27 protein-coding genes are annotated in these 25,875 nt (G+C 46.3%); 5 read left to right on the top strand and 22 right to left on the bottom strand.

All coding sequences use genetic code 11. The features are described 5' to 3' along the window. Positions 1-9: 9 nt before the first annotated feature. The 5 genes from ade to abhA form a co-directional block, all read right to left on the bottom strand. On the bottom strand, positions 10-1,743 hold the full coding sequence (gene ade, locus AC3WTF_RS12520) for an adenine deaminase (RefSeq protein ID WP_007409648.1): 1,734 nt from the start codon (positions 1,741-1,743) through the stop codon (positions 10-12). 148 nt (positions 1,744-1,891) lie between these two features. Next, positions 1,892-2,557 carry a Ktr system potassium transporter KtrC gene (gene ktrC, locus AC3WTF_RS12515; RefSeq protein WP_003154554.1) on the bottom strand — a complete coding sequence of 222 codons (666 nt, stop codon included), beginning with the start codon at positions 2,555-2,557 and terminating at the stop codon, positions 1,892-1,894. Between the two features lie 40 nt (positions 2,558-2,597). Continuing rightward, positions 2,598-3,425 carry a gamma-glutamylcyclotransferase family protein gene (locus AC3WTF_RS12510; RefSeq protein WP_015239773.1) on the bottom strand — a complete coding sequence of 276 codons (828 nt, stop codon included), beginning with the start codon at positions 3,423-3,425 and terminating at the stop codon, positions 2,598-2,600. A gap of 1 nt (position 3,426) precedes the next feature. Further along, positions 3,427-4,731, bottom strand: a complete 1,305-nt coding sequence (locus tag AC3WTF_RS12505; protein ID WP_007409646.1) for an ATP-binding protein — start codon at positions 4,729-4,731, stop codon at positions 3,427-3,429. Positions 4,732-4,903: 172 nt separating this feature from the next. Further along, positions 4,904-5,188, bottom strand: coding sequence for a transcriptional regulator AbhA (gene abhA / locus AC3WTF_RS12500; protein WP_003154557.1), 285 nt, complete (start codon positions 5,186-5,188; stop codon positions 4,904-4,906). Between the two features lie 270 nt (positions 5,189-5,458). Between abhA and mreBH the strand changes: the two genes are divergently transcribed. The 3 genes from mreBH to AC3WTF_RS12485 all read left to right on the top strand — a co-directional run bounded on the left by mreBH (position 5,459) and on the right by AC3WTF_RS12485 (position 8,005). After that, on the top strand, positions 5,459-6,466 hold the full coding sequence (gene mreBH / locus AC3WTF_RS12495) for a cell shape-determining protein MreBH (protein WP_003154558.1): 1,008 nt from the start codon (positions 5,459-5,461) through the stop codon (positions 6,464-6,466). A 71-nt stretch (positions 6,467-6,537) separates the two neighbouring features. Beyond that, positions 6,538-6,672, top strand: coding sequence for a protein YkpC (locus AC3WTF_RS12490; protein ID WP_003154559.1), 135 nt, complete (start codon positions 6,538-6,540; stop codon positions 6,670-6,672). Between the two features lie 100 nt (positions 6,673-6,772). Then, on the top strand, positions 6,773-8,005 hold the full coding sequence (locus tag AC3WTF_RS12485) for an aminopeptidase (RefSeq protein ID WP_007409644.1): 1,233 nt from the start codon (positions 6,773-6,775) through the stop codon (positions 8,003-8,005). Between the two features lie 31 nt (positions 8,006-8,036). Here AC3WTF_RS12485 and AC3WTF_RS12480 read toward each other — a convergent pair whose 3' ends face one another. Both AC3WTF_RS12480 and AC3WTF_RS12475 read right to left on the bottom strand, forming a co-directional pair. Beyond that, positions 8,037-8,945 carry a ketopantoate reductase family protein gene (locus AC3WTF_RS12480; RefSeq protein WP_032868158.1) on the bottom strand — a complete coding sequence of 303 codons (909 nt, stop codon included), beginning with the start codon at positions 8,943-8,945 and terminating at the stop codon, positions 8,037-8,039. A 112-nt stretch (positions 8,946-9,057) separates the two neighbouring features. Continuing rightward, positions 9,058-10,677, bottom strand: coding sequence for an ABC-F family ATP-binding cassette domain-containing protein (locus AC3WTF_RS12475; protein WP_007409642.1), 1,620 nt, complete (start codon positions 10,675-10,677; stop codon positions 9,058-9,060). Between the two features lie 159 nt (positions 10,678-10,836). Between AC3WTF_RS12475 and AC3WTF_RS12470 the strand changes: the two genes are divergently transcribed. Beyond that, positions 10,837-11,106 carry a hypothetical protein gene (locus AC3WTF_RS12470; RefSeq protein ID WP_015239771.1) on the top strand — a complete coding sequence of 90 codons (270 nt, stop codon included), beginning with the start codon at positions 10,837-10,839 and terminating at the stop codon, positions 11,104-11,106. Between the two features lie 37 nt (positions 11,107-11,143). Here AC3WTF_RS12470 and sipT read toward each other — a convergent pair whose 3' ends face one another. From sipT to AC3WTF_RS12400, 14 genes are all read right to left on the bottom strand, one after another. Continuing rightward, positions 11,144-11,725 (bottom strand): signal peptidase I sipT, encoded by a 582-nt coding sequence (sipT, locus tag AC3WTF_RS12465; RefSeq protein WP_003154568.1) that lies wholly within the window; start codon positions 11,723-11,725, stop codon positions 11,144-11,146. 130 nt (positions 11,726-11,855) lie between these two features. Next, positions 11,856-13,760 carry a PTS fructose transporter subunit IIABC gene (locus AC3WTF_RS12460; protein ID WP_007409640.1) on the bottom strand — a complete coding sequence of 635 codons (1,905 nt, stop codon included), beginning with the start codon at positions 13,758-13,760 and terminating at the stop codon, positions 11,856-11,858. Positions 13,761-13,774: 14 nt separating this feature from the next. Beyond that, positions 13,775-14,686, bottom strand: coding sequence for a 1-phosphofructokinase (gene pfkB, locus AC3WTF_RS12455; protein ID WP_003154572.1), 912 nt, complete (start codon positions 14,684-14,686; stop codon positions 13,775-13,777). Then, positions 14,683-15,438 carry a DeoR/GlpR family DNA-binding transcription regulator gene (locus tag AC3WTF_RS12450; protein WP_007409639.1) on the bottom strand — a complete coding sequence of 252 codons (756 nt, stop codon included), beginning with the start codon at positions 15,436-15,438 and terminating at the stop codon, positions 14,683-14,685. Before AC3WTF_RS12450 ends, pfkB begins: the two co-directional genes overlap by 4 nt. A 282-nt stretch (positions 15,439-15,720) precedes the next feature. Continuing rightward, positions 15,721-16,914, bottom strand: a complete 1,194-nt coding sequence (locus AC3WTF_RS12445) for an ABC transporter permease (RefSeq protein ID WP_007409638.1) — start codon at positions 16,912-16,914, stop codon at positions 15,721-15,723. Beyond that, on the bottom strand, positions 16,911-17,603 hold the full coding sequence (locus AC3WTF_RS12440) for an ABC transporter ATP-binding protein (protein ID WP_007409637.1): 693 nt from the start codon (positions 17,601-17,603) through the stop codon (positions 16,911-16,913). Before AC3WTF_RS12440 ends, AC3WTF_RS12445 begins: the two co-directional genes overlap by 4 nt. Further along, positions 17,604-18,740, bottom strand: coding sequence for an efflux RND transporter periplasmic adaptor subunit (locus AC3WTF_RS12435; RefSeq protein ID WP_007409636.1), 1,137 nt, complete (start codon positions 18,738-18,740; stop codon positions 17,604-17,606). 1 nt (position 18,741) lies between these two features. Then, positions 18,742-19,440, bottom strand: a complete 699-nt coding sequence (gene yknW, locus AC3WTF_RS12430) for a YknW family membrane protein (RefSeq protein ID WP_047935670.1) — start codon at positions 19,438-19,440, stop codon at positions 18,742-18,744. A gap of 323 nt (positions 19,441-19,763) precedes the next feature. Beyond that, entirely contained in the window at positions 19,764-19,997 is a 234-nt protein-coding gene (gene moaD, locus AC3WTF_RS12425; protein WP_007409633.1) for a molybdopterin converting factor subunit 1, read from the bottom strand. Then, entirely contained in the window at positions 19,994-20,464 is a 471-nt protein-coding gene (locus tag AC3WTF_RS12420) for a molybdenum cofactor biosynthesis protein MoaE (protein WP_007409632.1), read from the bottom strand. The genes moaD and AC3WTF_RS12420 overlap by 4 nt, the downstream gene beginning before the upstream one ends. Continuing rightward, the gene (gene mobB / locus AC3WTF_RS12415; protein WP_007409631.1) at positions 20,465-20,986 is read right to left on the bottom strand and encodes a molybdopterin-guanine dinucleotide biosynthesis protein B; all 522 of its coding nucleotides are present in this window, start codon (positions 20,984-20,986) and stop codon (positions 20,465-20,467) included. Next, the gene (locus AC3WTF_RS12410) at positions 20,947-22,239 is read right to left on the bottom strand and encodes a molybdopterin molybdotransferase MoeA (protein WP_007409630.1); all 1,293 of its coding nucleotides are present in this window, start codon (positions 22,237-22,239) and stop codon (positions 20,947-20,949) included. The genes mobB and AC3WTF_RS12410 overlap by 40 nt, the downstream gene beginning before the upstream one ends. A 17-nt stretch (positions 22,240-22,256) precedes the next feature. After that, positions 22,257-23,276 (bottom strand): molybdopterin-synthase adenylyltransferase MoeB, encoded by a 1,020-nt coding sequence (locus tag AC3WTF_RS12405; protein WP_007409629.1) that lies wholly within the window; start codon positions 23,274-23,276, stop codon positions 22,257-22,259. A gap of 51 nt (positions 23,277-23,327) precedes the next feature. After that, on the bottom strand, positions 23,328-23,930 hold the full coding sequence (locus AC3WTF_RS12400; protein ID WP_042635153.1) for a molybdenum cofactor guanylyltransferase: 603 nt from the start codon (positions 23,928-23,930) through the stop codon (positions 23,328-23,330). A gap of 145 nt (positions 23,931-24,075) precedes the next feature. On the opposite strand from AC3WTF_RS12400, the gene AC3WTF_RS12395 reads away from it, so the two are divergent. Next, the gene (locus AC3WTF_RS12395; RefSeq protein WP_492314265.1) at positions 24,076-25,068 is read left to right on the top strand and encodes a sporulation protein; all 993 of its coding nucleotides are present in this window, start codon (positions 24,076-24,078) and stop codon (positions 25,066-25,068) included. Positions 25,069-25,088: 20 nt separating this feature from the next. Here the strand turns inward: AC3WTF_RS12395 and rok are convergent, their stop codons facing one another. Next, on the bottom strand, positions 25,089-25,685 hold the full coding sequence (gene rok, locus AC3WTF_RS12390) for a transcriptional regulator Rok (protein WP_003154591.1): 597 nt from the start codon (positions 25,683-25,685) through the stop codon (positions 25,089-25,091). Positions 25,686-25,875 lie beyond the last annotated feature (190 nt).

The following is a 25,875-nucleotide window of genomic DNA, read 5'->3' as shown; positions in this document are numbered from 1 at the left end:
GCAGTTTTTTTATTGCAGCGGAATATGCTGAAAGGCTTTGACATCAAACAGACCGGCTGCTGTCATTTTAATATCCGGAATCACCGGAAGCGCTAAAAACGATAATGTGAGAAACGGATTGAAATCACCGGTGAATCCGAGCAGAGGAAGCTTTTCATGAAGCACGCCCAAGCTGTCATTGACCCATTCCGCCGACTTATCAGACAAAAGCCCGGCGATCGGAAGCGGAACGGAGTGAAGCAATTCTCCGTTTTTCACGGCTGTTAATCCTCCTCCGGTGTCACGGAGCCTGTTGATTGCTTTTGCCAAATCGGCATCGTTTGTACCGACGGCGATGATATTATGGGAATCGTGAGAAATGGTTGTGGCGATGGCGCCTTCTTTTAACCCGAACCCTTGTACAATCCCGAGTCCTATCATTTTTTCGCCGCTGTGCCGCTCTGTGACGGCGATTTTTAATAAATCATTTTCTGTATCAGGACAAAACGCGTCAGCAGACGGTGCAGGCACTTCTTTTTTTCTCGTCTCCAAATGATTCGGTATCATTTCGATTACATTCATTTTCTTGCCCTCTTGAATCGGTATATGAAAATCAGATTCAGTCAGCGGCGATCTCAGCCGCACTGTATCCAACAGCGCCTGGTCCGGCGAATAGGAACCGGCAGACTGTTCATAAACCGTTCGTCCGTTCTCGGCAACGGTCCGGCCGGCGACCATGGTCTTCGTGACGGCAGCCTCCCGTACATCTGAAATGAACAGCAGATCTGCGTCAAAACCCGGCGCTACCGCCCCTTTTGTTTCAAGGCCGTAGCACTCAGCCGCATTTAAGCTGGCGAGCTGATACGCAAGGAATGGATCAAGTCCCGCCTTTATCGCCATTTTGACTTGGTGGTTCACACTTCCTTCTGAAAGCAGATCATCTACATGCTTATCATCCGTACAAAAGAAAAAGCGGCGCGCGTTTTTTTCATTCACCGCCGGCAGCACATTGAGCGTATTTTTTGCCACCGATCCTTCGCGCAGCATGACATACATTCCCCGTCTGATTCTGTCCAGCGCTTCTTCTTTTGTCGTCACTTCATGATCATTTGACACCATTGCGGTTCTGTATATATTGATGATATCTGAAGACAGTCCGGCTAAATGCCCGTCGATCCGTTTTCCGTGACGCTTGGCATCAAGCAGTTTCTGAAGCATATCCTCTTCACCTTCCGCAACAGACACATAATCCATTACTTCCGCAAGTCCGAGCACCTCTTTCTCCTGATAAAAAGGCTTTAAATCCTCGGCTTTTAATACGGCTCCTGAGCGTTCAAAGCTAGCGGCGGGAACACAGGAAGGAAGCATGAAACGGATGTTCAGCGGCGCCTTTTTCGCCTGCTCTATCATAAAAGAAATGCCTTTTGCTCCGGAAACGTTCGCAATTTCGTGAGGATCAGTAATGACAGTAGTCACTCCGTGTGGGAGGACGGCTTTAGCAAATTCAATCGGAGTAACCATAGAGGACTCGATATGAACATGTCCGTCAATAAAGCCCGGAACGATCATTTGACCTTCTGCATCAATGACTTCTTCCCCTTCATATTCGCCCAACCCGACGATCACTCCGCCCGTAATGGCGATATCTGCAGAAATCCATTCCTGGTTAAATACATCCATGATTTTTCCGTTTTTAATGACGGTATCGGCTTTTTGTCTGCCGGCTGATGCATTCAGCCGTTCAGCCAGTGTTTCTTTGTTCAAAATGAGGCCTCCTCTTTTTCTGTATATGGTACAATATGCTATCGGATCGCCTGATCATAGTCAATAAAAATTGCAGAATATACCGCTTACATGATAAATGTCTTTCTATTCTGACATAATAAAAGACCGTCCTTTTACGGACGGCTTTTCACTTTGTATGAAGCACTCTTTTTTCAAATCGGGAAATGTCCGTAAGAGAGCCGATAACGATGAGAATATCTTCTTTTTGGATCATTTCAGTCGCCAGCGGAGATACGATCACTTCTTTTTCTCTCTTGATGGCCACGATATTAATGCCGTACTTCGCCCGGATGTCCAGATCAAGCAGTGTGTTGCCCGCAAGCCTGCTGTTGGCCACGATCTCCACAATGCTGTGTTCGTCGGACAGCTCCAAATAATCAAGCACATTATTTGATACGATGTTGTGGGCGATGCGTTTTGCCATGTCACGTTCAGGGTGGACGATGTGATCGGCCCCGATTTTCGCAAGCACTTTCTCATGATAATCGTTCTGCGCTTTAACAGTGATCGTGTTCACGCCGAGTTCCTTTAAGATCAGCGTCGTTAAAATGCTCGCCTGTATATTTTCGCCGATTGCCACAATGACGTGATCAAAGTTGCGCAGCCCTAAGTTTTTCAGCACCGATTCATCGGTTGAATCGCCGATGACCGCGTGTGATGCGATTTTGGCGTATTCATTTACTTTATCTTCATCAATATCCATCGCCATGACCTCAAGGCCTTCTTCACTTAATGCTTTGCAAATACTTCCGCCGAAGCGTCCGAGACCGATAACGGCAAACTCTTTTCTCATAACAGTACTCCTTTAAACAATATCTCTAATAGGAATAGTATCACATTTTCGGCAACGAGTTCATATAGCGTTTAAGCTTTTCTGAAAAGGCGGGTGATAAATACAGGTCCGCTCCGCGTTCGATTTCTTCCTGATAGTGACCCGGAGGCGCAATTTCCTCAGCTTTATCAAGAACGAGAAACGTCAGGACGCCTCTGTATACACGGCCGCCGGCACACACTTCTATGAACGCGGGACGGTATGTGTGGTTATCAACACCTTCTCTTTTGTACAGATAGGTTGCCGCTTCAAACGGGAGCTTGTACAGCACGCCTTCAGTTCGTCCCCCGTCTTCAACAAGATCGGCTCTGGAACCGTCAGGACGCCTTAACGTGAATCTCGTCGAATACCCTTCAACAACCGCCCCTCCGACCGGCTCGGCAAAAAAGTGGTCGACCCCCGCCTGTTTAAACCGGGCATTGTCCATACAGGAGCCGTATGCGAAATAATAAACCGGACTGTCATCCTCCCGTTTCATAAAACGGTATTCTTTCCAGTCTCCGCTTTTGATACGGCTGAATGAGGCACACTGGTCGGGCTTTACGACATATGCGAAGGCGGTTTTATTCCCGGCATCCGTCGTCACGGCAACCTCTTTTCGATCAAAATCAGCATAATACGCATCCAGCTTACGGATCATCTGATGATCTGTTTCATACAATTCCCCGTACACAAAAGCTGTTTCTGCTAAAGACGCCGCAGGCTGACCTTTATCCGTTTCGTACAGCACGCCGTTTATCGCAGCCTGCTCGCACACACACGGAGCGCCTTTCAGCAGTTCATGGTTTTCTTCACGCTTCCGTAACAAACCGTATACAAAAAGAAGCAAGTTATTTTTCCTCCTTTTGGACAGCAGCCGCTTCTAACGGCAGAATCACCTGAAACGTACTGCCTTCTCCATTTTTGCTCTTAATGTTAAGTTTACCATTATGCTCCTTCAGAATTCGTAAACAAATCGGAAGCCCGAGACCCGTTCCCTGATCTTTTGTTGAGAAAAACGGTTTCCCGATGTTTTCAAGCTTTTCTTTCGACATGCCGTTTCCTTCATCCTGTATGCTGATCACCGCGTATTCTTCATCCCGTTTTGTATAAATATGAATATTCCCGCCGTCAGGCATCGCTTCAATCGCATTTTTAATAATATTGATAAATACCTGTTTCAGCTGGTTTTCGTCACCGTTGACCATACAGGACTCAGTCTGCCTGAAATCCTTCTCAATCACAGTGTTCGACAGCACCGCGTTCGTGTCAAGAAGCGTCGCCACCTGCCGTAAAATATGGTTGAGATGATGAGCGGTAAACGTCACGGTCTGCGGCTTGGCGAGCAGAAGCAGCTCCCCCAGCACGAGATCAATCCTTTTAATCTCCGAAAAAATAATATCAAAATAATCCGTTCTTTCCGGATACTGGGCTTTCATCAGCTGGAGAAAGCCGCTGACTGACGTTAAAGGATTCCTTACTTCATGGGCGATTCCTGCCGCAAGCTCCCCGGCAATGGCCAGCTTTTGAGATTGCATGGCGAGGCGTTCGTTCGTTTCCAGAAGCTCATCGACAGCTTTTTTCCGTTCACTGATATCAGACATCGTCCCCAGGCTTCCGACAAATTTCTGTCTGCGGTCATAATACAGCTTATAATGGACTTCTCCCCAAAAGATCGAGCCGTCTCTTTTAATATATTTGGCCGTAAACATTCCTGACGGGGACTGCTGCTTAATTTGGGAGATAATATAATCAATGATATGTTTTTCTTTTATAAAATAATCATTATACATCGTGCCCATACATTCGCTGATGGAGTGGCCCGTAATCGCCGTCCAGGCCTGATTCAAATATGTAATATTCCCTTGAGCATCCGTCTGAAAAACGATTTCCTGCAGATTGTCCATGATCCGGTTTTTCTCATCTGAAAGCGCCTTTGCTTTCTGCTCGCTGTCCTTCAGCTCCGCCAGCAGCTGCTTTTTATTATCCACATAATAAGCCAGCAGCCAGACGCTGATTAATGTGACGGCGGTAAAGGTGATGTCAACGGGCCAGTTAATCGGATTCCGTTCAATCATATAAAATAAATAATCCCAAAACATAATAAAAATCATTGCCAAGATTAAGGAAATGATACGCGCTTGATATTTTCCCATAGTCCCACCTGCCGCTAGCATTTCTACATATATTGTAACATTGTTGACTGCATTATTGACTAAAAAATGATAACTATTCCCAATTAATTGAGCAGGTTCGCTTACTTTTCCCGTGAGTTTTTGCACAAGTTCATAATAAAAGGACGGAATGATGCTCCGCCCTTTTTGCTGATTATGATCTATCTTTTAACGCTTCCTCGATTTCCTCAAGCAGCATTTTCGCTCCTTCAGGACTTAAAATAATTTTGCCGTTGCCGTACTCCTGATTTTCGGGAGTAATTTCCCCCGTCATTAAGCAAATGCCGTGCGGCTTGTATTTTTTCAAGACAATTTTGTCTCCGTCAACGAAAAATTCAATACTATCTTTAATAGCGATATCCAATGCTCTTCTCAATTCAATCGGCATGACAATACGCCCGAGTTCGTCTACTTTTCTTACTACACCAATTGATTTCATAGAAATCCCCTACTTCCTTTAATGTCTCTTCTTTATGTCCAAGGAAAATCCTTCATAAACGTAGACGAAAGGAACGGAGCAAAAGTTTCTCAGCATCCGGAACTGAATGTTTTTTTACAGAAGAAAATCCTTTTGAAATATGGGATACAGACTTTCCCTCCTTTTTTACAAAAACATTTCATTCCCGGCGGAAACCCCCAAAAATCGTGGTTTTTCTCAGAAACTTTAAATGTAGAATCAATTAAATCAGGATAGGGATTGGGTGAAAACATGTTTCAATCAACTGAGATCGGAATCGACTTAGGAACCGCTAATATACTTGTTTACAGTAAAAATAAAGGAATTATTTTAAACGAGCCTTCCGTTGTCGCTGTAGATACAACAACGAAAGCGGTGCTTGCCATCGGAACGGATGCCAAAAGCATGATCGGAAAGACGCCGGGGAAAATCGTCGCCGTTCGGCCGATGAAAGACGGTGTCATTGCTGATTATGATATGACAACTGACTTATTAAAACACATTATGAAAAAAGCCGGAAAAAAAATCGGCATGACTTTCCGCAAACCGAATGTCGTCGTCTGCACGCCTTCAGGCTCAACAGCCGTTGAACGACGCGCCATCAGTGACGCTGTCAAAAACTGCGGAGCGAAAAACGTTCACTTGATTGAAGAACCCGTAGCCGCTGCAATCGGGGCCGACCTCCCTGTTGACGAGCCGGTCGCAAACGTCGTCGTAGATATCGGCGGCGGTACGACTGAAGTCGCCATCATCTCATTCGGGGGCGTCGTATCCTGCCATTCGATCAGAATCGGCGGCGACCAGCTTGATGAAGATATCGCCTCGTTCGTCAGAAAAAAATACAACCTGCTGATCGGGGAACGTACGGCAGAACAAGTGAAAATGGAAATCGGATTTGCATTGATCGAACATGTGCCGGAAACGATGGAAATCCGCGGGCGTGACCTTGTAACCGGTCTGCCGAAGACAATCAGACTGCAATCTAATGAAATTCAGCACGCGATGCGTGAGTCGCTCCTGCATATTCTTGAAGCGATCAGAGCGACACTTGAAGATTGTCCGCCGGAGCTCAGCGGTGATATCGTTGACCGCGGCGTCGTGTTAACCGGCGGAGGCTCCCTTTTAAACGGGATGAAAGAATGGCTGACAGATGAAATCGTCGTTCCCGTTCATTTGGCGGCAAATCCGCTTGAATCAGTGGCTATCGGCACGGGGCGTTCATTAGACGTCATCGACAAACTGCAAAAAGCGATTAAATAATAAGATTGTGCTTCTTTTTTCTCCGGCCGGCTCATATTGTGAGAACTGGAGAAACATTAAGGAGGAAGCATATGCTTAGAGATGTGGGAAGACGCGTAGCAGTAGCCGTCATTTTAAGCGGAATTATTTTGGGGGGTATGAGCATATCACTGGCCAATATGCCCCATTCTCCGGCCGGCGGCGCCGTAAAACTGAATCACCCGTAAAGACGCAGCAAAAGCTGTGTCTTTTTCGTTTGTGCTCCTTTCTTTCCTTTATGAGGCGATATTTGATATGATGAGAAAAACCGATGAGGAGGAATGAATGATGAGTTCGTTTACTGAAAAGTTACATACATATGCTCAGCTGGCGGTAGAAGTCGGCGTCAATGTCCAAAAAGGACAGCATGTCGTAATCAATGCCTCAACTGATGTCCGGGAACTTGTCAGACTGCTTGCCAAACATTCTTATGAAAAAGGCGCTAAAAACGTCACCGTAAATTGGCAGGACGATGAACTGTCCAGATTAAAATACGAGATGGCACCTTTTGAAGCGTTTGAAGAGTATCCTGAATGGGAAGCAAAAGGAAAAGAAGAGCTCGCGAAAAAAGGGGCTGCGTTTATTTCTGTCGTCTCATCCGACCCCGACCTGTTAAAAGGCACTGACGGCAAACGGATTGCAGCGTTCCAAAAAGCCGCCGGAAAAGCATTGCATACATACAGACAATATATTCAATCAGATAAGGTCAGCTGGACGGTGATCGGAGCGGCTTCAACAGGCTGGGCGAAAAAAGTGTTCCCGGATCAGCCGGAAGAAACAGCCGTTCAGCTTTTATGGGAAGAAATTTTCAAAACGACCCGCGTAAATGAAGAAAACCCTGTGGAAGCATGGAAAAAACATGATCAAAACCTTCATGAAAAAGTGGAACACTTAAACAAAAAACATTACAGCGCCCTGCATTATCAGGCTGAAGGAACAGACTTAACCATTGAACTGCCGAAAAAACATGTATGGGCAGGCGCGGGAAGCGTGAATGAAAGCGGGCACGAATTCATGGCCAACATGCCGACAGAAGAGGTTTTTACCCTTCCGCAGCGTGACGGGGTGAACGGCACGGTTTCCAGCACGAAACCGCTGAGCTACGGCGGCAACATTATTGATAACTTCACTCTTACCTTTGAAAACGGCCGCATCGTTGATGTGAAAGCTGAAAAAGGCGAGGAGATTTTAAAAGGCATCGTCGAAACCGATGAAGGCTCACACTATCTCGGAGAAGTGGCCTTAGTGCCGTACGATTCACCGATTTCACAATCAAATATTTTATTTTACAACACACTGTACGATGAAAACGCCTCTAACCACTTGGCGATCGGCAGTGCGTATGCCTTTAATATTGAGGGCGGCAAACAAATGACACGGGAAGAGCTTGTCAAAGAGGGCTTAAATGAAAGCATTACACACGTAGATTTTATGGTCGGTTCCAAAGATATGAATATCGACGGCATTACGGCGGACGGCAAAAGAGAACCGATCTTCAGAAACGGAAACTGGGCATTTTAATAAAAAAAGGAGGCGATCAGGCCTCCTTTTTTTATTTCGCTTCATACATTTGCAAGTTGGCGCAGACGGTTTCCAAAACAGGTGTATCAACTGACAAGCCTTTCGCTTTCTCAAGCAAAAATCCGTGTAAATGATCACCTTCCGTCACCCTGCCCTTTTCCATATCTCTCAGCATCGACGATTTCATATGGTAAGACATGCTTGTCAATGTGCGATAACTCTCCTCTTCCAGACCAGGATCTTTCGGGATGCCGGCAACCTTGAAAATGGCACCGATTTCAGCAAAGAGGCGCTTTGCCGTGTTGCGGCCGCCTTCTGTTTCTAAAATCGGTCCGACCGGCTGTTGAAACAGAGTGGTCACTCCCGCCTGCGCGGCAATAAACATATATTTTTTCCAAATGTCCTTTTCAATATCCCGGCTGATGATGACATCCGCTTTCACATCTGCAAATGCGTTTTCCAGCTCATTCATACGTTCCGTGCGTTCCCCGCTCCATTCACCGAAAACAAAGCGATGGGCAGCGCTCGTATGAAGAATTTCCCCTTTGTCGTTAAGGGCGCTCTCAATAAAGCAGAGGCCGCCCAGCACCTGCCGTTTTGAAAAAGCTTCAAACAGCTGGTGATAGTGCCTGTATCCGTTTAAAAAAGGAATAATGACCGACGAAGGTTTGACAAACGGTTTGACATCCCGAATGACGTCCTGCAAAGAATACGCTTTTGAAGCGATGATAACCGCGTCAAATGCTCCTTCTTCGCCCGCCATGATTAATTTCGGCTTGATTGAAACATCACCTTTTTCACTTTTGACGGTCAATCCCGTCTCTTGTAATTGTTCCGCCCGTTTCTTGCGGACGAGAAACGTCACGTCATTTCCCTTTTCTGCAAGACGCGCGCCGATATATCCGCCCACTCCCCCAGCTCCGACAACTAAAAACTTCATGATGCATTCCTCCGTCTCTTTTCAAGTTATGTATTCATTTATTGTAACGGGAAGTCAGAAGATTGAAAACTTTTTTCATAAATAAAAAAGCAGAGTCTCCCCTGCTTCTTTATTACGCGTATAGCTCTTCAAGCTTTTTCTGTACATCCGCGTTTTCAAGAAATTCGTCATAAGACATTTGTTTGTCAACAATGCCTTTAGGCGTTAATTCAATGATGCGGTTGGCAATTGTCTGTACAAACTGATGGTCATGAGATGAAAACAGCATAGCGCCTTTAAAGCTGATTAAGCCGTTGTTAAGCGCCGTAATGGATTCCAAATCTAAGTGGTTTGTCGGTTCATCCAGAATTAAAATGTTCGCGCCGGAAAGCATCGCTTTTGAAAGCATGCAGCGCACTTTTTCTCCTCCGGAAAGGACGTTTGATTTTTTGTTGACTTCTTCTCCTGAGAACAGCATGCGTCCTAAGAAGCCGCGCAGAAAGCTTTCGCTTTGGTCATGCGGCGAGTATTGGCGGAGCCAGTCAACAAGGTTCGCATCGCTGCCGTCAAAATACTCGCTGTTGTCTTTAGGGAAGTACGCCTGAGAAGTGGTCACGCCCCATTTAAATGTGCCGCTGTCAGCTTCCATTTCCCCGGAAATGATTTTAAACAATGTCGTAACGGCAAGTTCGTTGCGTCCCGTAAAAGCGATTTTATCTTCTCTGTTCATAATAAAGCTGACGTTATCAAGCACCTTAACCCCGTCAATCGTTTTTGTTAAGCCTTCAACCCGCAGCACGTCATTTCCGATCTCACGTTCCGGCGTGAAATTGACATAAGGATAACGGCGTGATGACGGTTTGATATCATCAAGCGTGATTTTATCAAGGAGTTTCTTTCTTGATGTCGCCTGCTTTGATTTAGAGGCGTTGGCGCTGAATCTGGCCACGAACTCCTGAAGCTGTTTAATCTGCTCTTCTTTTTTCTTGTTGGCTTCCTGAGAAAGCTTTAAAGCAAGCTGGCTGGATTCATACCAGAAATCATAGTTGCCGACGTACACTTGAATTTTATTAAAATCAAGATCGGCGATGTGCGTGCACACTTTATTTAAAAAGTGACGGTCATGGGATACGACGATGACTGTGTTCTCAAAGTTGATTAAAAACTCTTCCAGCCACTGAATCGCTTTCAGATCCAAGTGGTTGGTCGGTTCATCAAGCAGCAGAACGTCCGGCTTGCCGAACAGCGCCTGTGCCAAAAGCACTTTCACCTTTTCTGAACCGCCTAAGTCAGCCATTTTCTTCGTATGCAGGTCTTCAGAGATGCCCAGGCCCTTTAACAAAATAGCGGCTTCACTTTCAGCTTCCCATCCGTTTAATTCCGCAAACTCTCCTTCAAGCTCAGCGGCGCGGATGCCGTCTTCATCTGAAAAATCAGGCTTCATATAAATCGCGTCTTTTTCCTGCATGACTTCGTATAAACGTTTATGTCCCATAATGACGACTTTCAGCACTTCGAAGTCTTCATATTCAAAGTGGTTCTGCTTCAGAATGGCAAGACGTTCGCCCGGGCTCATATGGACATCGCCGGTCTGCGGCTCCAGCTCACCGGATAAAATTTTCAAAAATGTTGATTTTCCGGCACCGTTTGCGCCTATTAATCCGTAGCAGTTGCCCGGCGTAAATTTAATATTGACATCTTCAAATAACTTGCGATCCGCAAAACGCAAGCTCACATTATTTACAGCAATCATTTAGAATCCTCCATCGTGTCTATCATCATTAAAAGTATACCATGAATAAAGGGGAAGAGAAATGTTTCCCTGCGAATATACGGGTTTGAAAAGATGCAGGCAAACCCGGAGCCCTGTGATACAATAGATATATATACATATTCATCACGGAGGAACAAGTTGAAGCTTTTAACACTCACAGAATATTGTCTTATGATTTTCTTTACCGGGGTTTTTCTGGCCGTCACAGGCTTTACCGCACGTGACATCGGCTTGTACGTCGGAATCGCCCTCATTTATACGTTTTCGCATCTCTTTTCAAAACGGATGCTTGAAAAACGCGGCAAAGAGAAGCAGCAGGTGAATCTTTTTTTCAGCGTTCTGGCCATTGTCGGATCAGTGCTGGCCACGGTAATGTTCATCGCCATCGCCGCCTCGTTTGCCAAATAAAAAACGCCTGCTGTCCAAATCGGGCAGCGCGGCGTTTTTATTTTGTCTGACGCATATCATGAAACGGGAAGAACACAAACTTCGAGGTGCCGACGATCCGGTTTTCGGCAATTAAACCGAGTCCGTTCCGGCTGTCCATTGAGTTCAGCCGATTGTCGCCCATGACGAAGTATTTGCCTTTCGGAACCTTTACGGGGCCGAAATCTCCCGTCAGGTTGACTCCCAGTTTTTTCGCTTCTTTTTTATTGCTCGCGAGGTACGGTTCTGCAATTTTTTTGCCGTTTATATAAAGCGTGTCATTTTTCATTTCCACCGTTTCTCCAGGTTTTCCGATGAGCCGCTTTACATAATGGACTTTCGATGTATCGCCGTTAATAATGACGATGTCCCCCCGCTCGATTTCTCCGATATAATTGACGCTTTTGTTGACAAACAGCCTTTCACCGTCATGTAATGTCGGGTACATTGATGATCCTTCCACTAAGTACGGTTCAAACAGGAAATGGCGGATTAACAGCGCAAGTGCAACCGCTATAATGATGGCCTTTCCCCATTCCCAATATGTGTTGGATTTTCTTTTTACCGATTTTTCAGAAGTAGGTTTTTGTTCTTCAGTCAACGTGGTTCCTCCTAGACGATCACTGTTTCAGTTCATGTACCATCTTTACTTTATCATAACTCATCACAAAATACATAACGCTTCTATGCGTACATGATTGAAAAAAGCGCCCGTAAAGGACGCTTTTTGCTTATTTCTCTGCAACCGGTTTTTTGACGATTCCCAAGATAACCGCCGTTACAATCGCTCCGATCACGATGCTCATTAAGTACAGCAGCGGATGGTTCGTAATGAATGCAACGAATATTCCTCCGTGCGGTGCAGGAAGCGTTACCCGGAAAAACTCTGTCAACCCGCCAGCTACCGCAGAACCGACAACGGCTGCAGGGATGACGCGAAGCGGATCAGCCGCTGCAAACGGGATGGCGCCTTCTGTAACGAAAGCTGCTCCCATGAAGTAGCACGTAATACCGGCTTCACGGTCACGTTTAGAGAATTTGTGTTTAAAGAATGTTGTCGCCAGCGCGATTCCAAGCGGCGGAGCCATTCCGCCCGCCATGATGGCCGCATGCGGCGCATAGTTTCCGGCCCCGATCATCGCGATACCGAAAGTGAACGCCGCTTTATTGAGCGGGCCGCCCATGTCGATAGCCATCATACCGCCTAAAATAATACCCATTAAGACAAGGTTTCCAGTTCCAAGGCTTTCAAGCCAATTTGTTAAGAAATTCATAAACGCTGCGACAGGTGTGTTTATGACAAACTGCATCAGGACACCGGTGATAAAAATACCGAGCAGCGGATAAATCAATACAGGTTTTAATCCGTCAAGAGTCTGAGGAATAAAGACAAACAGCTTTTTCAAAAGGACTACGACATAACCTGCTAAGAATCCGGCAATCAGTCCGCCCAAGAATCCGGCATTCGCCTGCGTAGCCATAAATCCGCCGACCATACCCGGCGCAAATCCCGGACGGTCCGCAATACTCATTGCGATGAATCCGGCAAGAACTGCAACAATCAGCTTTAACGCATTATCGCCGCCGATAAAGTTCAGCGCTGCGGCAAACGTGTTGTATGTCGGGTCTTTCGGATCAGCTGAATGAATTCCCCAGAAGAATGAAATCGCAACGAGAATTCCGCCGCCGACGACAAATGGCAGCATGTTGCTGACACCGCTCATTAAGTGTTTATAGAAAGTACTTCCGATACTTGTGCCTGATTTCTGTTTCGGACCGTCTTCATCTGAAGCGGAAGATCCTCCGCCGCTGCCCTCGTAAATCGGCGCATCTTGGTTAACGGCTTTTTCAATCAGTTCCTGAGGACGTCTGATACCGGCCGTCACAGGCACTTGAAGAACATGTTTGCCTTTAAAGCGTTCCATTTCAACCTGTTTATCAGCCGCCACGATGATCGCAGGCGCGTCTTCAATTTCTTGAGCCGTCAGCTTATGTTTGATACCGCTTGAGCCGTTTGTCTCGACTTTAATGTCAACGCCGAGCTCTTTCGCTTTTTCCTTCAGTGCGTCAGCTGCCATAAACGTATGGGCGATACCTGTCGGACATGCCGTAACGGCAAGGATTTTGCCTTTTCCTGACGGCGCTGCCTGTTCTTCCTGCTCTTCTTCTTCCTCATCGTCATCTTTGTCATGCTGATTGATGATGTCAATGATCGCATCTTCTGATTCAGCTTCAAGAAGCTGTTTGCGGATTTCCTCACGCATGAGAAGCGTTGAAAGTCTTGATAATGCCTCAAGGTGCGTATTATTCGCTCCTTCGGTTGCCGCAATCATAAAGACCAGGTGTGCCGGCTGACCGTCTAATGATTCATAATCCACACCATCTTTTGAACGGCCGAATGCGATGGCCGGGTTAATGACGCTCGCCGTCTTCGCATGAGGAATGGCAATGCCTTCGCCGATTCCCGTCGAGCTTTGGCTTTCACGATTTAAAATGGCTGCTTTGTAAGCCTCTCTGTCATTTAATCTGCCGGCTTTGTCAAGCACTGTCACCATTTCATCGATAACGTTTTCTTTCTCTTTGCTTTCTATATTGAGATGAATTGTATCTCTTGTTAACAGCTCAGTTATCTTCACTTTTCTTTCCTCCTCTATAGACGTGTGACTTTAACTTCAGGAAGAAGCTGCTGTACAAACTCTTCAGTTCCGAGTTCTTCAGAAAATGCCGTCGCGCTTCCGGAAGCAACTCCTAAACGGAACGCATCTTCCAAAGGCAGCTGTTTTGAAATTCCCGCAAGGAATCCCGCGACGACGGAATCACCCGCGCCTACCGAATTGACAAGCTTTCCTTTAGGAACATTGGCGAGGAAAACCGCCTCTTTCGTAAATAAAAGCGCACCGTCGCCAGCCATCGAAACAATCGCATGTTCAGCGCCTTGTTCAATCAATTTTTTACCGTAAGGAACGGCAGCTTCGGCTGAATCAATGACCGTATTGAACATTTCCCCAAGCTCATGATGATTCGGTTTCATCAAAAACGGTTTCATTTCTGTCGCTTTCATCAGCGCTTCACCGGAGATGTCCACCACTACCCGGGCATTCTGCTTTCTGCATGCCTCAGCAATTTTTTCATACGTGTTATGCGGCAGGGAAGAAGGAATGCTTCCCGCTAAAACGACGATGTCTCCTTCTTCCAGAGCGGAGAACTGTTCTAAAAAGGCATTGAACACTTCGTCTGAAATCGTCGGGCCCTGTCCGTTAATTTCCGTTTCATCGCCCGTTTTCAGTTTTACATTTATACGCGTGTCTTCATCCACCTCAGAAAAAGCCGTTTCCAGACCTTCCTGCTGCAAAAATGACGTGATATAGTTTCCGGTAAATCCGCCGACAAATCCCAATGCTTTTGACGGCACATGGTGTCTTTTCAGTAATCTCGAAACGTTGATGCCTTTTCCGCCGGGATACTTCGTGTCATAGCTGGAACGGTTTAAACCGCCTACGGCAAAATCTTCAACGTGAACGATATAGTCAACAGACGGATTGAGGGTTACAGTGTAAATCATGGTTTCACTACCTTTACGACAGTTTTTTCTTGGTAATTATCGAATGCAAGTTCTTCAGCTTCAGTGGTAATGATAGCGGCATCGCCCAAGGCAGCGAACGCTGCGAAAGAAATCTCGCCGAATTTAGAAGGATCGGCTAAAACATACGCATTTTTCGCCTGTCTCACAGCCTTTGTCTTCAGAAGAGCCTCATCCGGATCGGGTGTTGTAAAGCCTGCTTCAATGTGCACGCCGTTCACCCCGAGGAAGCTTTTGTCAAAACGGTACTGGCTGACCGCCGTTAATGAGGCGCCGCCGATCATCGCACCTGTTCTATGCTTCACATATCCTCCGAGAAGATAAAAGGGGATCCCTTTCCTTATTAAAGCGTCGATATGCATAACTCCGTTTGTGACAACCACAATGTCCTTAGATGGATCTATAAAATCAATCATGTGCAATGTAGTTGTTCCCGCATCAAGATAAATACAGTCACCTTCTTCTAATAAAGATGCCGCTTCTTCTGCGATCTTCAGTTTATCCTGAAGGTTTTTGGAGGATTTTTCAAGCATATCGGGTTCTTGCCTGCTGTTGGAAAGTTTAGACGCCCCGCCGTGAACGCGCTTTAAAAATCCGCGCTCTTCAAGTGTTGATAAATCTCTTCTGATCGTTGATTCAGAAGCATTTGTCATACTTATCAGCTCTTGAATCTTCACCACATCACGCTTTTCAATCTGATCCATAATCAGCTGATATCTTTCAGGAGTGAGCATATTCCGCCTCCTTTGGAAACGTATTCATTTCGGCTGCAAGATAATTGTAAACGCTTTTTTTACTTCTAGCAACTAAAATCACTCAAATTCATTCAATAACTATCAAAATCTTTCACATTTGTTCATATTAACGTATGTACATAGGGTTTGTAAACTGTAAATTCGACAAAAAGAGGGACAATTGTATGACATTTTCTTTTTATCATAAATGAAAAAAGTCTATTATATTCATTCAATCATTAAAACACAAAAAAACCCCATGCAGACTGCATGGGGCGCCGATTATTCATACCGTAACGCTTCAATCGGATCTAAGCGAGATGCTTTGTTGGCGGGCAGCATGCCGAAAATGACACCGATCAGCATACTGAACAGCACACCGATACAAACCACCTGCCAGGAAACGAGCGACGGCCAGCCTGCGATAAGGGAAACGAGTGATGCTCCCCCGTAGCCGAGACAGATTCCGATTAAGCCGCCGATTAATGTAAGCACAACAGATTCAATTAAGAATTGTGTCAGAATCTGTCCTCTCGTGGCACCGAGCGATTTGCGGATGCCGATTTCTCTTGTCCGTTCCGTCACTGATACGAGCATAATATTCATGACCCCGATCCCGCCGACAACGAGAGAAATACCGGCGATCGAACCGATGATCGTCGTCATGACGGTCGTGACCTGACCGATGCCCGCCGCGATTTCTTCCATATTCATGACTTGATAGGCCTCTTTTGTACCGTGATTGTCATTTAAGAGACGGGCCGCTTCTTTTCCTGTTGATTTGATTTGATCAGCTGACTCCGTCTGAACGGAAACGTTGCTGTAGTCGTTAGTACCGAAAGACGTTTTCAGCATGTTGAACGGCACATACATTTCACTGAGCCCTAACGATAAAAAGCCGCTCTCTTCTTTCAGTACGCCGATTACTTCAACGGGCTGTCCGCCGGCCCAGACGATTTTTCCGAGCGGAGACGTTTTCCCGAACAGCTTTTCAGCCATTTTTTTCGAGATGATTCCCGCTCTTTTCCCGGAAAGAAAATCATTATCCGTAAATGTCCGTCCATCTTGAACGTCCAGCTTTTTTACGTCCATGTAGCCGCTGTTAATGCCGTTCAGCGTAATATCCGTGTCTTCTTCATGGTAACGTGCCGTCATGGATTTTACCGCGGAAGCAACAACCTGCTTTACGCCGTCCACACCTTTTAATCCATTAATATCTTCTTCTGTAAAACTCGCTTCCTGTAAGGCGTTCGGATTGGCTGTTAATTCTTCATCACTGGGCATGTAAAACAATTCAATCGTATTGCCCGGCCCGCTGATGGATTGCTTCAGCATTTGCTCTCCGCCCTGGCCGACAGCCACAACAACGATTACTGAACCGACGCCGATAATGATTCCGAGCATTGTCAGAATCGATCTCAGCTTGTGAGCTCTTACGGAACTGAGGGCCATCCGGAGATTTTCTGACAGGCTCATTCCCCCACTCTCCTCTGCTCAGCATCGCGGGAAACGATCATGCCGTCACGGACGAAAATCACTCTGTTTGTACAGTCCGCCACTTCAGGCTCATGAGTGACAAGCACCACGGTCACGCCCTCTGCATTAAGCTCTGTGAACTGCTCCATAATGGAAATGCTTGTTTTCGTATCCAGCGCGCCGGTCGGTTCATCAGCTAGTATGAGCTTCGGTTCGTTCACAATGGCTCTTGCAATCGCGACACGCTGCTTCTGGCCGCCGGACAGCTCATTCGGCATGTGACGCATCCGATCCGCCAAACCGACTTTTTCCAGCGCATGCTCAGCCCGTTCCTCACGCTCTTTTTTGCCGATACCGGCGTAGATCATGGGGAGTTCGACATTTTTTCTTGCATTCAATCGCGGCAGCAGCTGAAATTGCTGAAAGACAAATCCGATTGATTTGTTCCGGACCGCCGCAAGCTCTTTTTCGGTGCATGAAGAAACATCTTCGCCCGCAAGCCTGTAACTGCCGGACGTCGGTCTGTCCAGACAGCCGATGATATTCATGATCGTAGATTTTCCCGATCCCGACGGTCCCATAATTGACACATATTCTCCTTCTTCAATCGTCAGGTCGATTGAACGGAGAACATCAAACGTCTCCTTGCCGATCTGATAGCTTTTTTTCACCTTTGAAAGCTGAATCATCTATGCTTTCACATCCGTTCCGTCAGTCAAACCGTCAGCCGGATTCAGAATGACTTTATCATCCTTTGAAAGCCCCTCTTTTATCTCCGTAAGCTGATTTGCGGTATCGCCGACTTTAACTTTCACGCGTTTGGCCTTCCCGTCTTTTACCGTAAAGACCCAGTGCTCATCTCCGTCTTTTTTGACCGCGGAGGACGGCAGCGTATCGGCTTTCCGTTTGTCTGTTTCAATGTTCATAATTAATTTAAACCCCGGCTTGCCCTCCGGAAGGTTTCCGATCAGCTTAACCTGGAACGGATACTGCACGGCCTGTTCCGTACTTTCCCCCGAAGCAGCGCTTGACTTTTGATCAGGAACGAGGCCGACAGCCGCCACTCTCCCTTTCCACGTTTTACCTGGAATGGCGTCTGAGGTAATTGTAACGCTTTGTCCCTTTTTCACTTTCAGCGTGTCGTATTCGGACAAATTGCCGGCAACGATCAGGTGTTCCGGGTCTCCTATATGTATAACCGGTTCTTGAATATCCGATTTTTTAGAAGCCGCTTCTTGATTTACCGAGATTACCGTCCCGTCCATCTCACTCTTAACATTGAGATTCGCCACCTGATTTTCAAGAGACTGCTTTTGCAAATCAGATTGCTTTAATTCGATTTCCGCCGTTTTTTGCTGAAGCTGCAGATCAGTCCGTTCGGATTCAATTTGTTTTTTGGCTTCCGCTTCTCCCACTTGTTTTGCCAGATCTTGTTCCTTGCTGTTTAATGCTCTGAGTTTTTCTTCAACTTGTTCGATTTGCATCCGTTTTGATTGTTCTGTCAACTCATTTTGTTCTTTATCAAGATTGAGCTGCTCATTTGTATACGTGACTAACGACGACCCTTTTTTTACTTTGTCGCCTTCTTTTACTTTCACTTTATCAAGAGTTCCTTTATCCGCTTCATAAAAAACATACTGTTCTTTAGAGAATTTAAGTGTTCCCGGAACCATAACCGTAGAGGAGATTTCTCTGTTTTCCATGGTTCCGGTTTCGATTTTTTTCCCGGCGCTGCCGCCCGCGGGAGCGGCAGACTTATAAATATTGATACCGATGAATACTGCAACAATTACGGCGATGCTGATTCCGATCCAAATTTTTTTCATGTTATACACCTGCTGTCACTGAACTTAACAGTCCTCCGACTGCCGAAACTAAAAGCATAATAACAAACAGGACAATCGCGGAAGTCCAGGCCGCTTTTTTCGAAATGCCGCCTGTATAGCGAAGTCCCAAAGCGAGCAGAATATAGCTCCAGATGCTGAAAATGTCGAACGCGCTTAAAAAGACCGCGACGCCGCCTCCGGCCGGTATGACACTCGCCAAAGATGTAACGGCATACAATGAGCCCGCACCGGTAAAATAAGTGACAAGACCGTTAATAACTAAGCCGATATTGGTAATAAATACCGTAAACAGGCTGAGTGAGAGCATTTTTTTGTAAGTTGTTACGCCGCCTGAAATTTTAACGCACAGCCAGTAAATGAGCGGAACGATAAACAGAGCGATAATGCCCCCGAAGATTCCTCCGAACATCGAGCCGAATTTAGCAATGGTTTTGGTCATTTCAATCTGATCATCCGACAATCCGTCAAGAGATGAGCTGTTCAGCACTTCTTCATAATTCATCCCCAATCCGCGCAAAATACTGCCGGCCGCGATGAGAATGATGACAATCAGGAGAGGAATGCCGATGACCGGCTTCTCTTTTAATCTTTTAAACTGCACAACAGGACTTGTAATGACGCCGAAAATTGACGGCTTTTCCGTTACTGCCGTATTGCTTTTTTCCAGGTTTGGTTCCATATTGCTGATGCCTCCTATGTATTATTCTGTTTATACGTACGCTTTAGGCTGAGAGAAGTTTCAATTTTTTTGCCGTTTGCGTATTTATGCTAAATTGTAACACAAATTCTCAGCTTTACGTTCCATAATTATGTAAAAAAAAGCATTGTCAGACCGGTATGACGGGAGGTTCAAAGCCTTGTGAAGGCACTGTCTTCAGCCTATTCATGCAGTCAAAACCAGCTCAATCGCAAATCCCTTTAAATCCCATTTAGATATTCTCTGGAATTCAGCGCCTATATACAAAAAAGCCGGATGGCAATCATGCACATCCGGCTCTTTTTTCACCCTCCGCTTACAGGAGGGATAAAGGCAATGGTATCACCTTCTGTTACGATGCTGTTGTCTTTTACATATGTTTCATTGATTGCGATCATGGCATTGTCAATCGTCTGAAGGCCGTACCGTTCCTTTAGCAGCGTTTTTACAGCAGACGCCGCCGTCTCTTTTTCGTCAAGTTCAATGACCGGTGTTCCCGCCTGCTCCGCAAGCCCGGCAAACAATAATACTTTAATCATCGCGATTCCCCTTTATGCAAATCCGGTTTTCCGTTCGGATAGGGCGTTGTTTCCAGCTGATCGCCTATCCATTCTTCTCCGTCTTCCCAGATTTCTTTTTTCCATATCGGCACAATCTGTTTTATCCGTTCAATTGCATATTCATTCGCCTCATATGCCGCCTTTCTGTGCGGAGAAGACACGGCGATTACGACCGCTGCTTCTCCGATATCAAGGACGCCGACACGGTGAGTGATTGCAGCTTCGGCTCCTTCCCATTTCGCACTGATTTCATCGCCGATTTGAGAAAGCATTTGAACAGCCATCGGTTCATACGCTTCATATTCGAGACGCACCGTCCGCCGTCCGGCAGTCCACTCTCTGACCGTGCCGATAAACGTTGTGATGGCGCCGGCTTCACGCTTTTCAACTTTTTTTACGATATTTTCCGCAATGATAGGTTCCCTTGTAATTTGAAAACGTTCCATTTATGCAGATTCCCCTTTCAGCTGCGAAAGCACAAACATCATGGCAGCCGGATCGTCCGCATGGAAAACGGGCATGCCTGCATCTGCCGGCATATGCTCCGTATTTCTGCTGACAACCGCGATCACGCGCTCCAAATGCTTCAGCTTTTGCCAATCTTCGCTGTCTTTGATCATAATGATTTTCGGATGCGGCGCATGTTTAAATCCCTCTATGAGAAGACCGTCAATTCCCAGACATTCATACAGACTGATCAAACCCGCCAGATCCCATTTTTTTCGCGCCGTAAGCTGCAGGACGCCGTCCCCTTCTACTGCCGTAACCGCGGCCCCGGCTTTTGAAAAACGCTCCGAGTCTTTTCCGTCAGAAAAAGGTTCCGGTTCTCCGCCGTGTCCGTGATGTTTTAAACATCCAATATCGCACTCTTTCGGCGCCGCTTTCAGCACACGTTCAATAAACGTTGTTTTACCGCTGTTTTGAAAACCTACGATCTGGACGATCGGGAAAGAATTGACCACGGCCATTCACTTCCATTCTCATCACGGATGAGGAGCGCGTGAACCGTCCGGCCCGCTTCATACCCCCTCGTTCCTCCCGGCAGAAGGATAAACGCGTTTGCTTCGGCCAGAGATGTGACTGAGCTTGATTTGTCGAGACCGACCGGTGACGCCATCATCTTTCCGTCCTTATGATAAACAAATGCCCTCACAAATCTCGTAAACGGATTCGGTTTCGGAAAGTCGCTTGTTAACACGGCTTCCGCCCATCCGGAATGAGGTTTTTCATTCAGAAGCCATGTCCGAATCATCGGTTTGACAAACAGGGTGAATCCGACATAACATGCGGACGGATTGCCTGAAAGGCCGAACAGCAGCATGTCATCGGCCCGGGCGACAGTTGTCACGCTCCCCGGGCGCATTGCCACTTTGTTAAAAAGAACTTCCGCTCCGAGCTTATTATAAATGTCTGGGAGAAAATCAAAATCGCCGACTGACACGCCGCCGGTCGTGATCAGGAAATCAACTTTTTTCATAGCTTCCTTCACCGCATCATAGCTGTCATCAAAATCATCGGAAATTTTCCCTAAGTTCAGCGGTACCGCGCCCGCTTCAATGACCTGGGCATACACCATGGCAGCGTTGCTGTTGCGGATTTTCCCCGGCTCAAGCGGATCGCTGACATGAAGAAGCTCGGTTCCCGTTGCGATAATGCCGACAACCGGCTTTCTGACCACGGGAACGGAAGCATAGCCGAAGGTTGCTAAAAGAGCGGTTACGCCCGGCGTGATTTTCGTCCCTTTTTTTAATAGCGGGCTGCCCTTTTTCGCATCTTCTCCTTGATATGAAATATTATCGCCCGCATGAAAAGGGCGTTTCGCTGACATGTAATTCGTCCCGTTTTCAGAAAACGTTTTTGTCAGCTCAAGCATCACTACGGCATCCGCGCCTTTTGGAATCTGCGCCCCCGTCATAATGCGGACCGCTTCATAAGGGCCGAGTTCTTTTTCCGATACGGCGCCGGCTCCGATATGGTCAATGACTTCAAAGGTGACGGCATTGTCACGGGAAGCCGTTTTTGAATCGCTCGCCCTGATGGCAAACCCGTCATACGGGGAACGGTTAAAGGCCGGCACATCATGATCCGCCTTAACATCCTCCGCCAAATAGCGGTGGAGACTGTCCTCAAGCGCCACCCATTCGGTATCCCCCTGTTTTTTATACCGGCTCACCCGGCGGACTGCTTCGTCCACCTGAATCGGCGTTCTTTTTTCAAGCATAGCAATATCTCCCCTTCCTACAGTCCGATCACCCTGGCCAGAACTGAATTTGCTTCTTTTATATCGTTTGTACCGTGAATCAAAGCCCGTCCGTCCTGAAAAATAACGATTCTGAAGCGCTCATACGCCATGTGCAGCAGAAATTCATTTGCTTCCACTTTACCGATCTGCTTCAGACGTTTGACAAGCTCTTCTTTATCCAGCCTCTTTAAGGCTTCCGATCTGATTTGAACGGTGTCTCTTCCGCACAGCACGCTTGCTTTCGGCCTGTTTTCAGGCTGCAGATACGGATATACGGGCTCCGCGCCGCAGGAAGGGCAATGATCCCGTTTGATCTGATCCACATTTATGCTCATATTGGTGTTATTCCACACGTCAAACGTGAAAAAGAGCCGATTTACCGCCGCATGATTTCCTGTCAGCAATTTCAGCGCCTCAGCCTGCTGATAAGCGGAGACGATATGAACCGCCGGAGGTATGATGCCTGCTGTATCACATGTCGCTCCGCCCACGGGCATTTGCTCAAACAGGCAGGATAAACACGGCGTAACCCCCGGAATAATCGTCATGCACATTCCCTGACTGCTGACACAGGCACCGTAAATCCAAGGTGTTTTCGTTTTCAGCGCCAGATCATTGATGACCATTCTCGTTTCAAAATTATCTGTCGCATCCACGATGCAATCCGCTTGTTCGATCAGCGGTTCGAGCGTTTCCGCCGTACCTTCCGCCGCGTAAGCATCGATATGTATATCACTGTTTACCGCCAAAAGACGCGCCTTGGCCGCCATTGCTTTCGGCAGGCGCTGTCTCGCGTCTTCTTCTGTATACAGCTGCTGTCTTTGTAAATTGCTCCATTCCACATAATCCCGGTCAATAATCGCCATACGGCCCGCTCCGGCTCTTGCCAGGCCCTCTGCCGCGGCTGTTCCGAGGGCTCCGGCTCCGACAATCAGGACACTGCTGTCAGCCAGCGCCTGCTGCCCTTTTTCCCCTATCGGCTTAAATCTTGTCTGCCGCGAATAGCGCTCTTCCATCTGTGTTGTCCCCTTGCATTTTTATTTCCATCATACCATGTTTCTTCCCGATCAGTCCTGATTTGAAGACTCGACATGCGCCAAAAGTCTGGTGTAATCGTCCCGTGTGTTGATATTAGCGAACTCCTCCGGCCCGGCGCCGATGTCTTCAGCCTGCACATAACAGACAGACAGCCGTTTCAGCGTGTCTGTCATTTTCAGTTTGTTTTGTGTCAGCTGATCAAAAAGCACATCCTGCACCCGTTTATGGTAAACCGCCAAGAGGGGCTGCTCTCTGTTTTCACAAACCGGTATGACAGCATCCAGGTTTCCGGTCAGCTTCTTTTCAAGCGCAGCCATCGTCTTTCTTGTCACGAGCGGCGTGTCACAGGATATGACCGTATATGTTTCGCCTTCCGTTTGTTCCATTGCCGTATATATGCCGGCAAGCGGGCCCATTCCCCGAAACCGCGGCTCATCGGCAAAAACATGCCGCTCCCTGTTTGATAAGAACTTTTTTATATGCTCAGGGCGGCTGATAATCACCGTTTCTCCGCCGCCGAAGGCTTTTTTCGCCTGTTCATAAAACATGCCGCCCTTCCACTTTGCAAAAGCTTTCGGTTCTCCGAATCTTCGGGAAGCTCCCCCCGCTAATATTACATTCACCCGTTTCATGTCATCTCTCTCCCATTCTATATAAAAGCATAGCAAACGCCTCAGCCGAAATACAATATTACGGTGCTTGTCTGTTTAATTAAGAGGAATAGCCGTTGTTCCTTTCCCATATTGTAGTGTTAACATCATGAGGGAGATGGTTCTTATGAAAATATCAGGTCCGTTTTTCCACGACACTTCTCAAGAGAACCTTTACTTGAAATCTGAACTTTCCAGATGCAGAAAATTAATTTCAGAATTTGAAGCAAGCTACTTCCATCAGAAAAATAATAAGCTTCAGGAGGAAAACGCCAATATTAAAGAGCGGCTTCACAAGCTTTCTGACGAATTGGAAGCCATGGCTCAAAAACACAAACAGACAAGTGACACGGAACGTTCTTTGCATGAAATCAGAGCCGGGCTGCTCGATAAAATCGTCATTCTGCAAGAACTGCTTCAGCAGGAAACGTTTCGGCGGAAAAATGAGATGGAAGAAAAGCACCGTCTGCATCTTACAAATGTAAAATTTGAAGAAGAAAATAAAAACTTACATACCCGCATCCGCTCACTTGAGATCGCCATTCAAACTGAACGGACTTCTCACGAAGATATGAAACAGCGTTATCATGCCGCTGCAGACGAAAATACCCGGCTTCAAACACAAATGATAGAAAAAGAATACCAGCTCAAACATATTAAAATAGAAATTAATCATATGAGAGATCGAATACTAGAAACAAAAGAACGGCTTGTAGAAATAGAAAAAACGAAAGAAAAGTTATTTCAAGAAACCATTCTTTCATATAAACGGCAGCTGGACGAAAGTGATGCTTGGATTGCCGGCCATTTTGCTGATATTGACAGCCGCACGGCGGAACCGGCGGAACAAGCTCTGGAAATCCCTTCTGTTTCCAAAGAGACTGTTCAGGCAGAAGACTTGCTTAAAGCCGTTACCGAACAAGTCATCTCCCTGCAAAAACAATTTGTACAATCAGAGTCCCGCGATCAGTCGTTTGATGAAAAACTGGATGCGTTGAAAGAACGTGCTGACGGCGAAAAGCCTTTCCAAAAATATGTCGTCAAGCTTGAAAAAAAACCTGGAAAAGATGCGTCACTTCCGCAGAATAAGCGGGAAAGCGCAAAAAAACTGCTTGAGTAACGCAAGCAGTTTTTACTGTTTTATTCAGCAGCCGTATCATTTGCCGTTTCTGCTGTTTCCTGAGAAATTTCTCCCTCAAGAATATATTGGCCGCGGTATGGTTTTTTCACTTCCGGATACATTTTAATTAAGCTTTGCATAAATGTTGTCATATTAGGAATTTCAAGGCCGCTTTCCTTTTCAATTTCCTTTTGCAGTTCGGAACTTTTAATCGCTGCATTGTGGCGTTTCAATGTTTTAATCGCTGCTTCGCGCAGTTTTGCCGCTTTTGATCCCGGTCTCGCCGTCCCTCTTCTTCTTCTTGTAGAACCGTCTGGAATGCCGGCGGGAAGAGACGTAATAGACTGCATCTGCGGCTGGGAGGATTGAGGCTGTGTCTGCGGCTTTTGATAGCTTCTCATTTCCTGTGCTGCAAGCTCTGCAAGCACCGGGAGAGAGTCACTTTTTTTCTCCGGACGAAACTCTTTTTTTGTATCGGACAGGCTGCCTGTATTGTCTAATTCTCTCAGTTTTGCATATATTTTATCACGTTCTATTTGATATTCACGAATGACTTTTACCTCTGCTTCGTTCAATTGTTCTAAACGTAAGCGCAGCGCTTCTCTTTCATTAAACATGTGTAAAACCCCCTGTCAAAAATTTAAACGCTTTTATTAAGATATTAGATTACAAAAGTAATTTTATCAACTATTATTTTATCATTTTACTATTTTATTTACTCTATGAAAAATTGCTTATTTTCTGAAAATGGTACTTTATATACAAAAATCCCTTATCATATAGGGGATTCTGGACAAAGTTCCAATT

It is taken from the genome of Bacillus sp. EB106-06-01-XG163 (genome assembly GCF_058791615.1).
The sequence above is the reverse complement of the archived record's forward strand: the minus strand, read 5'-3'. Positions and strand labels throughout refer to the sequence as shown.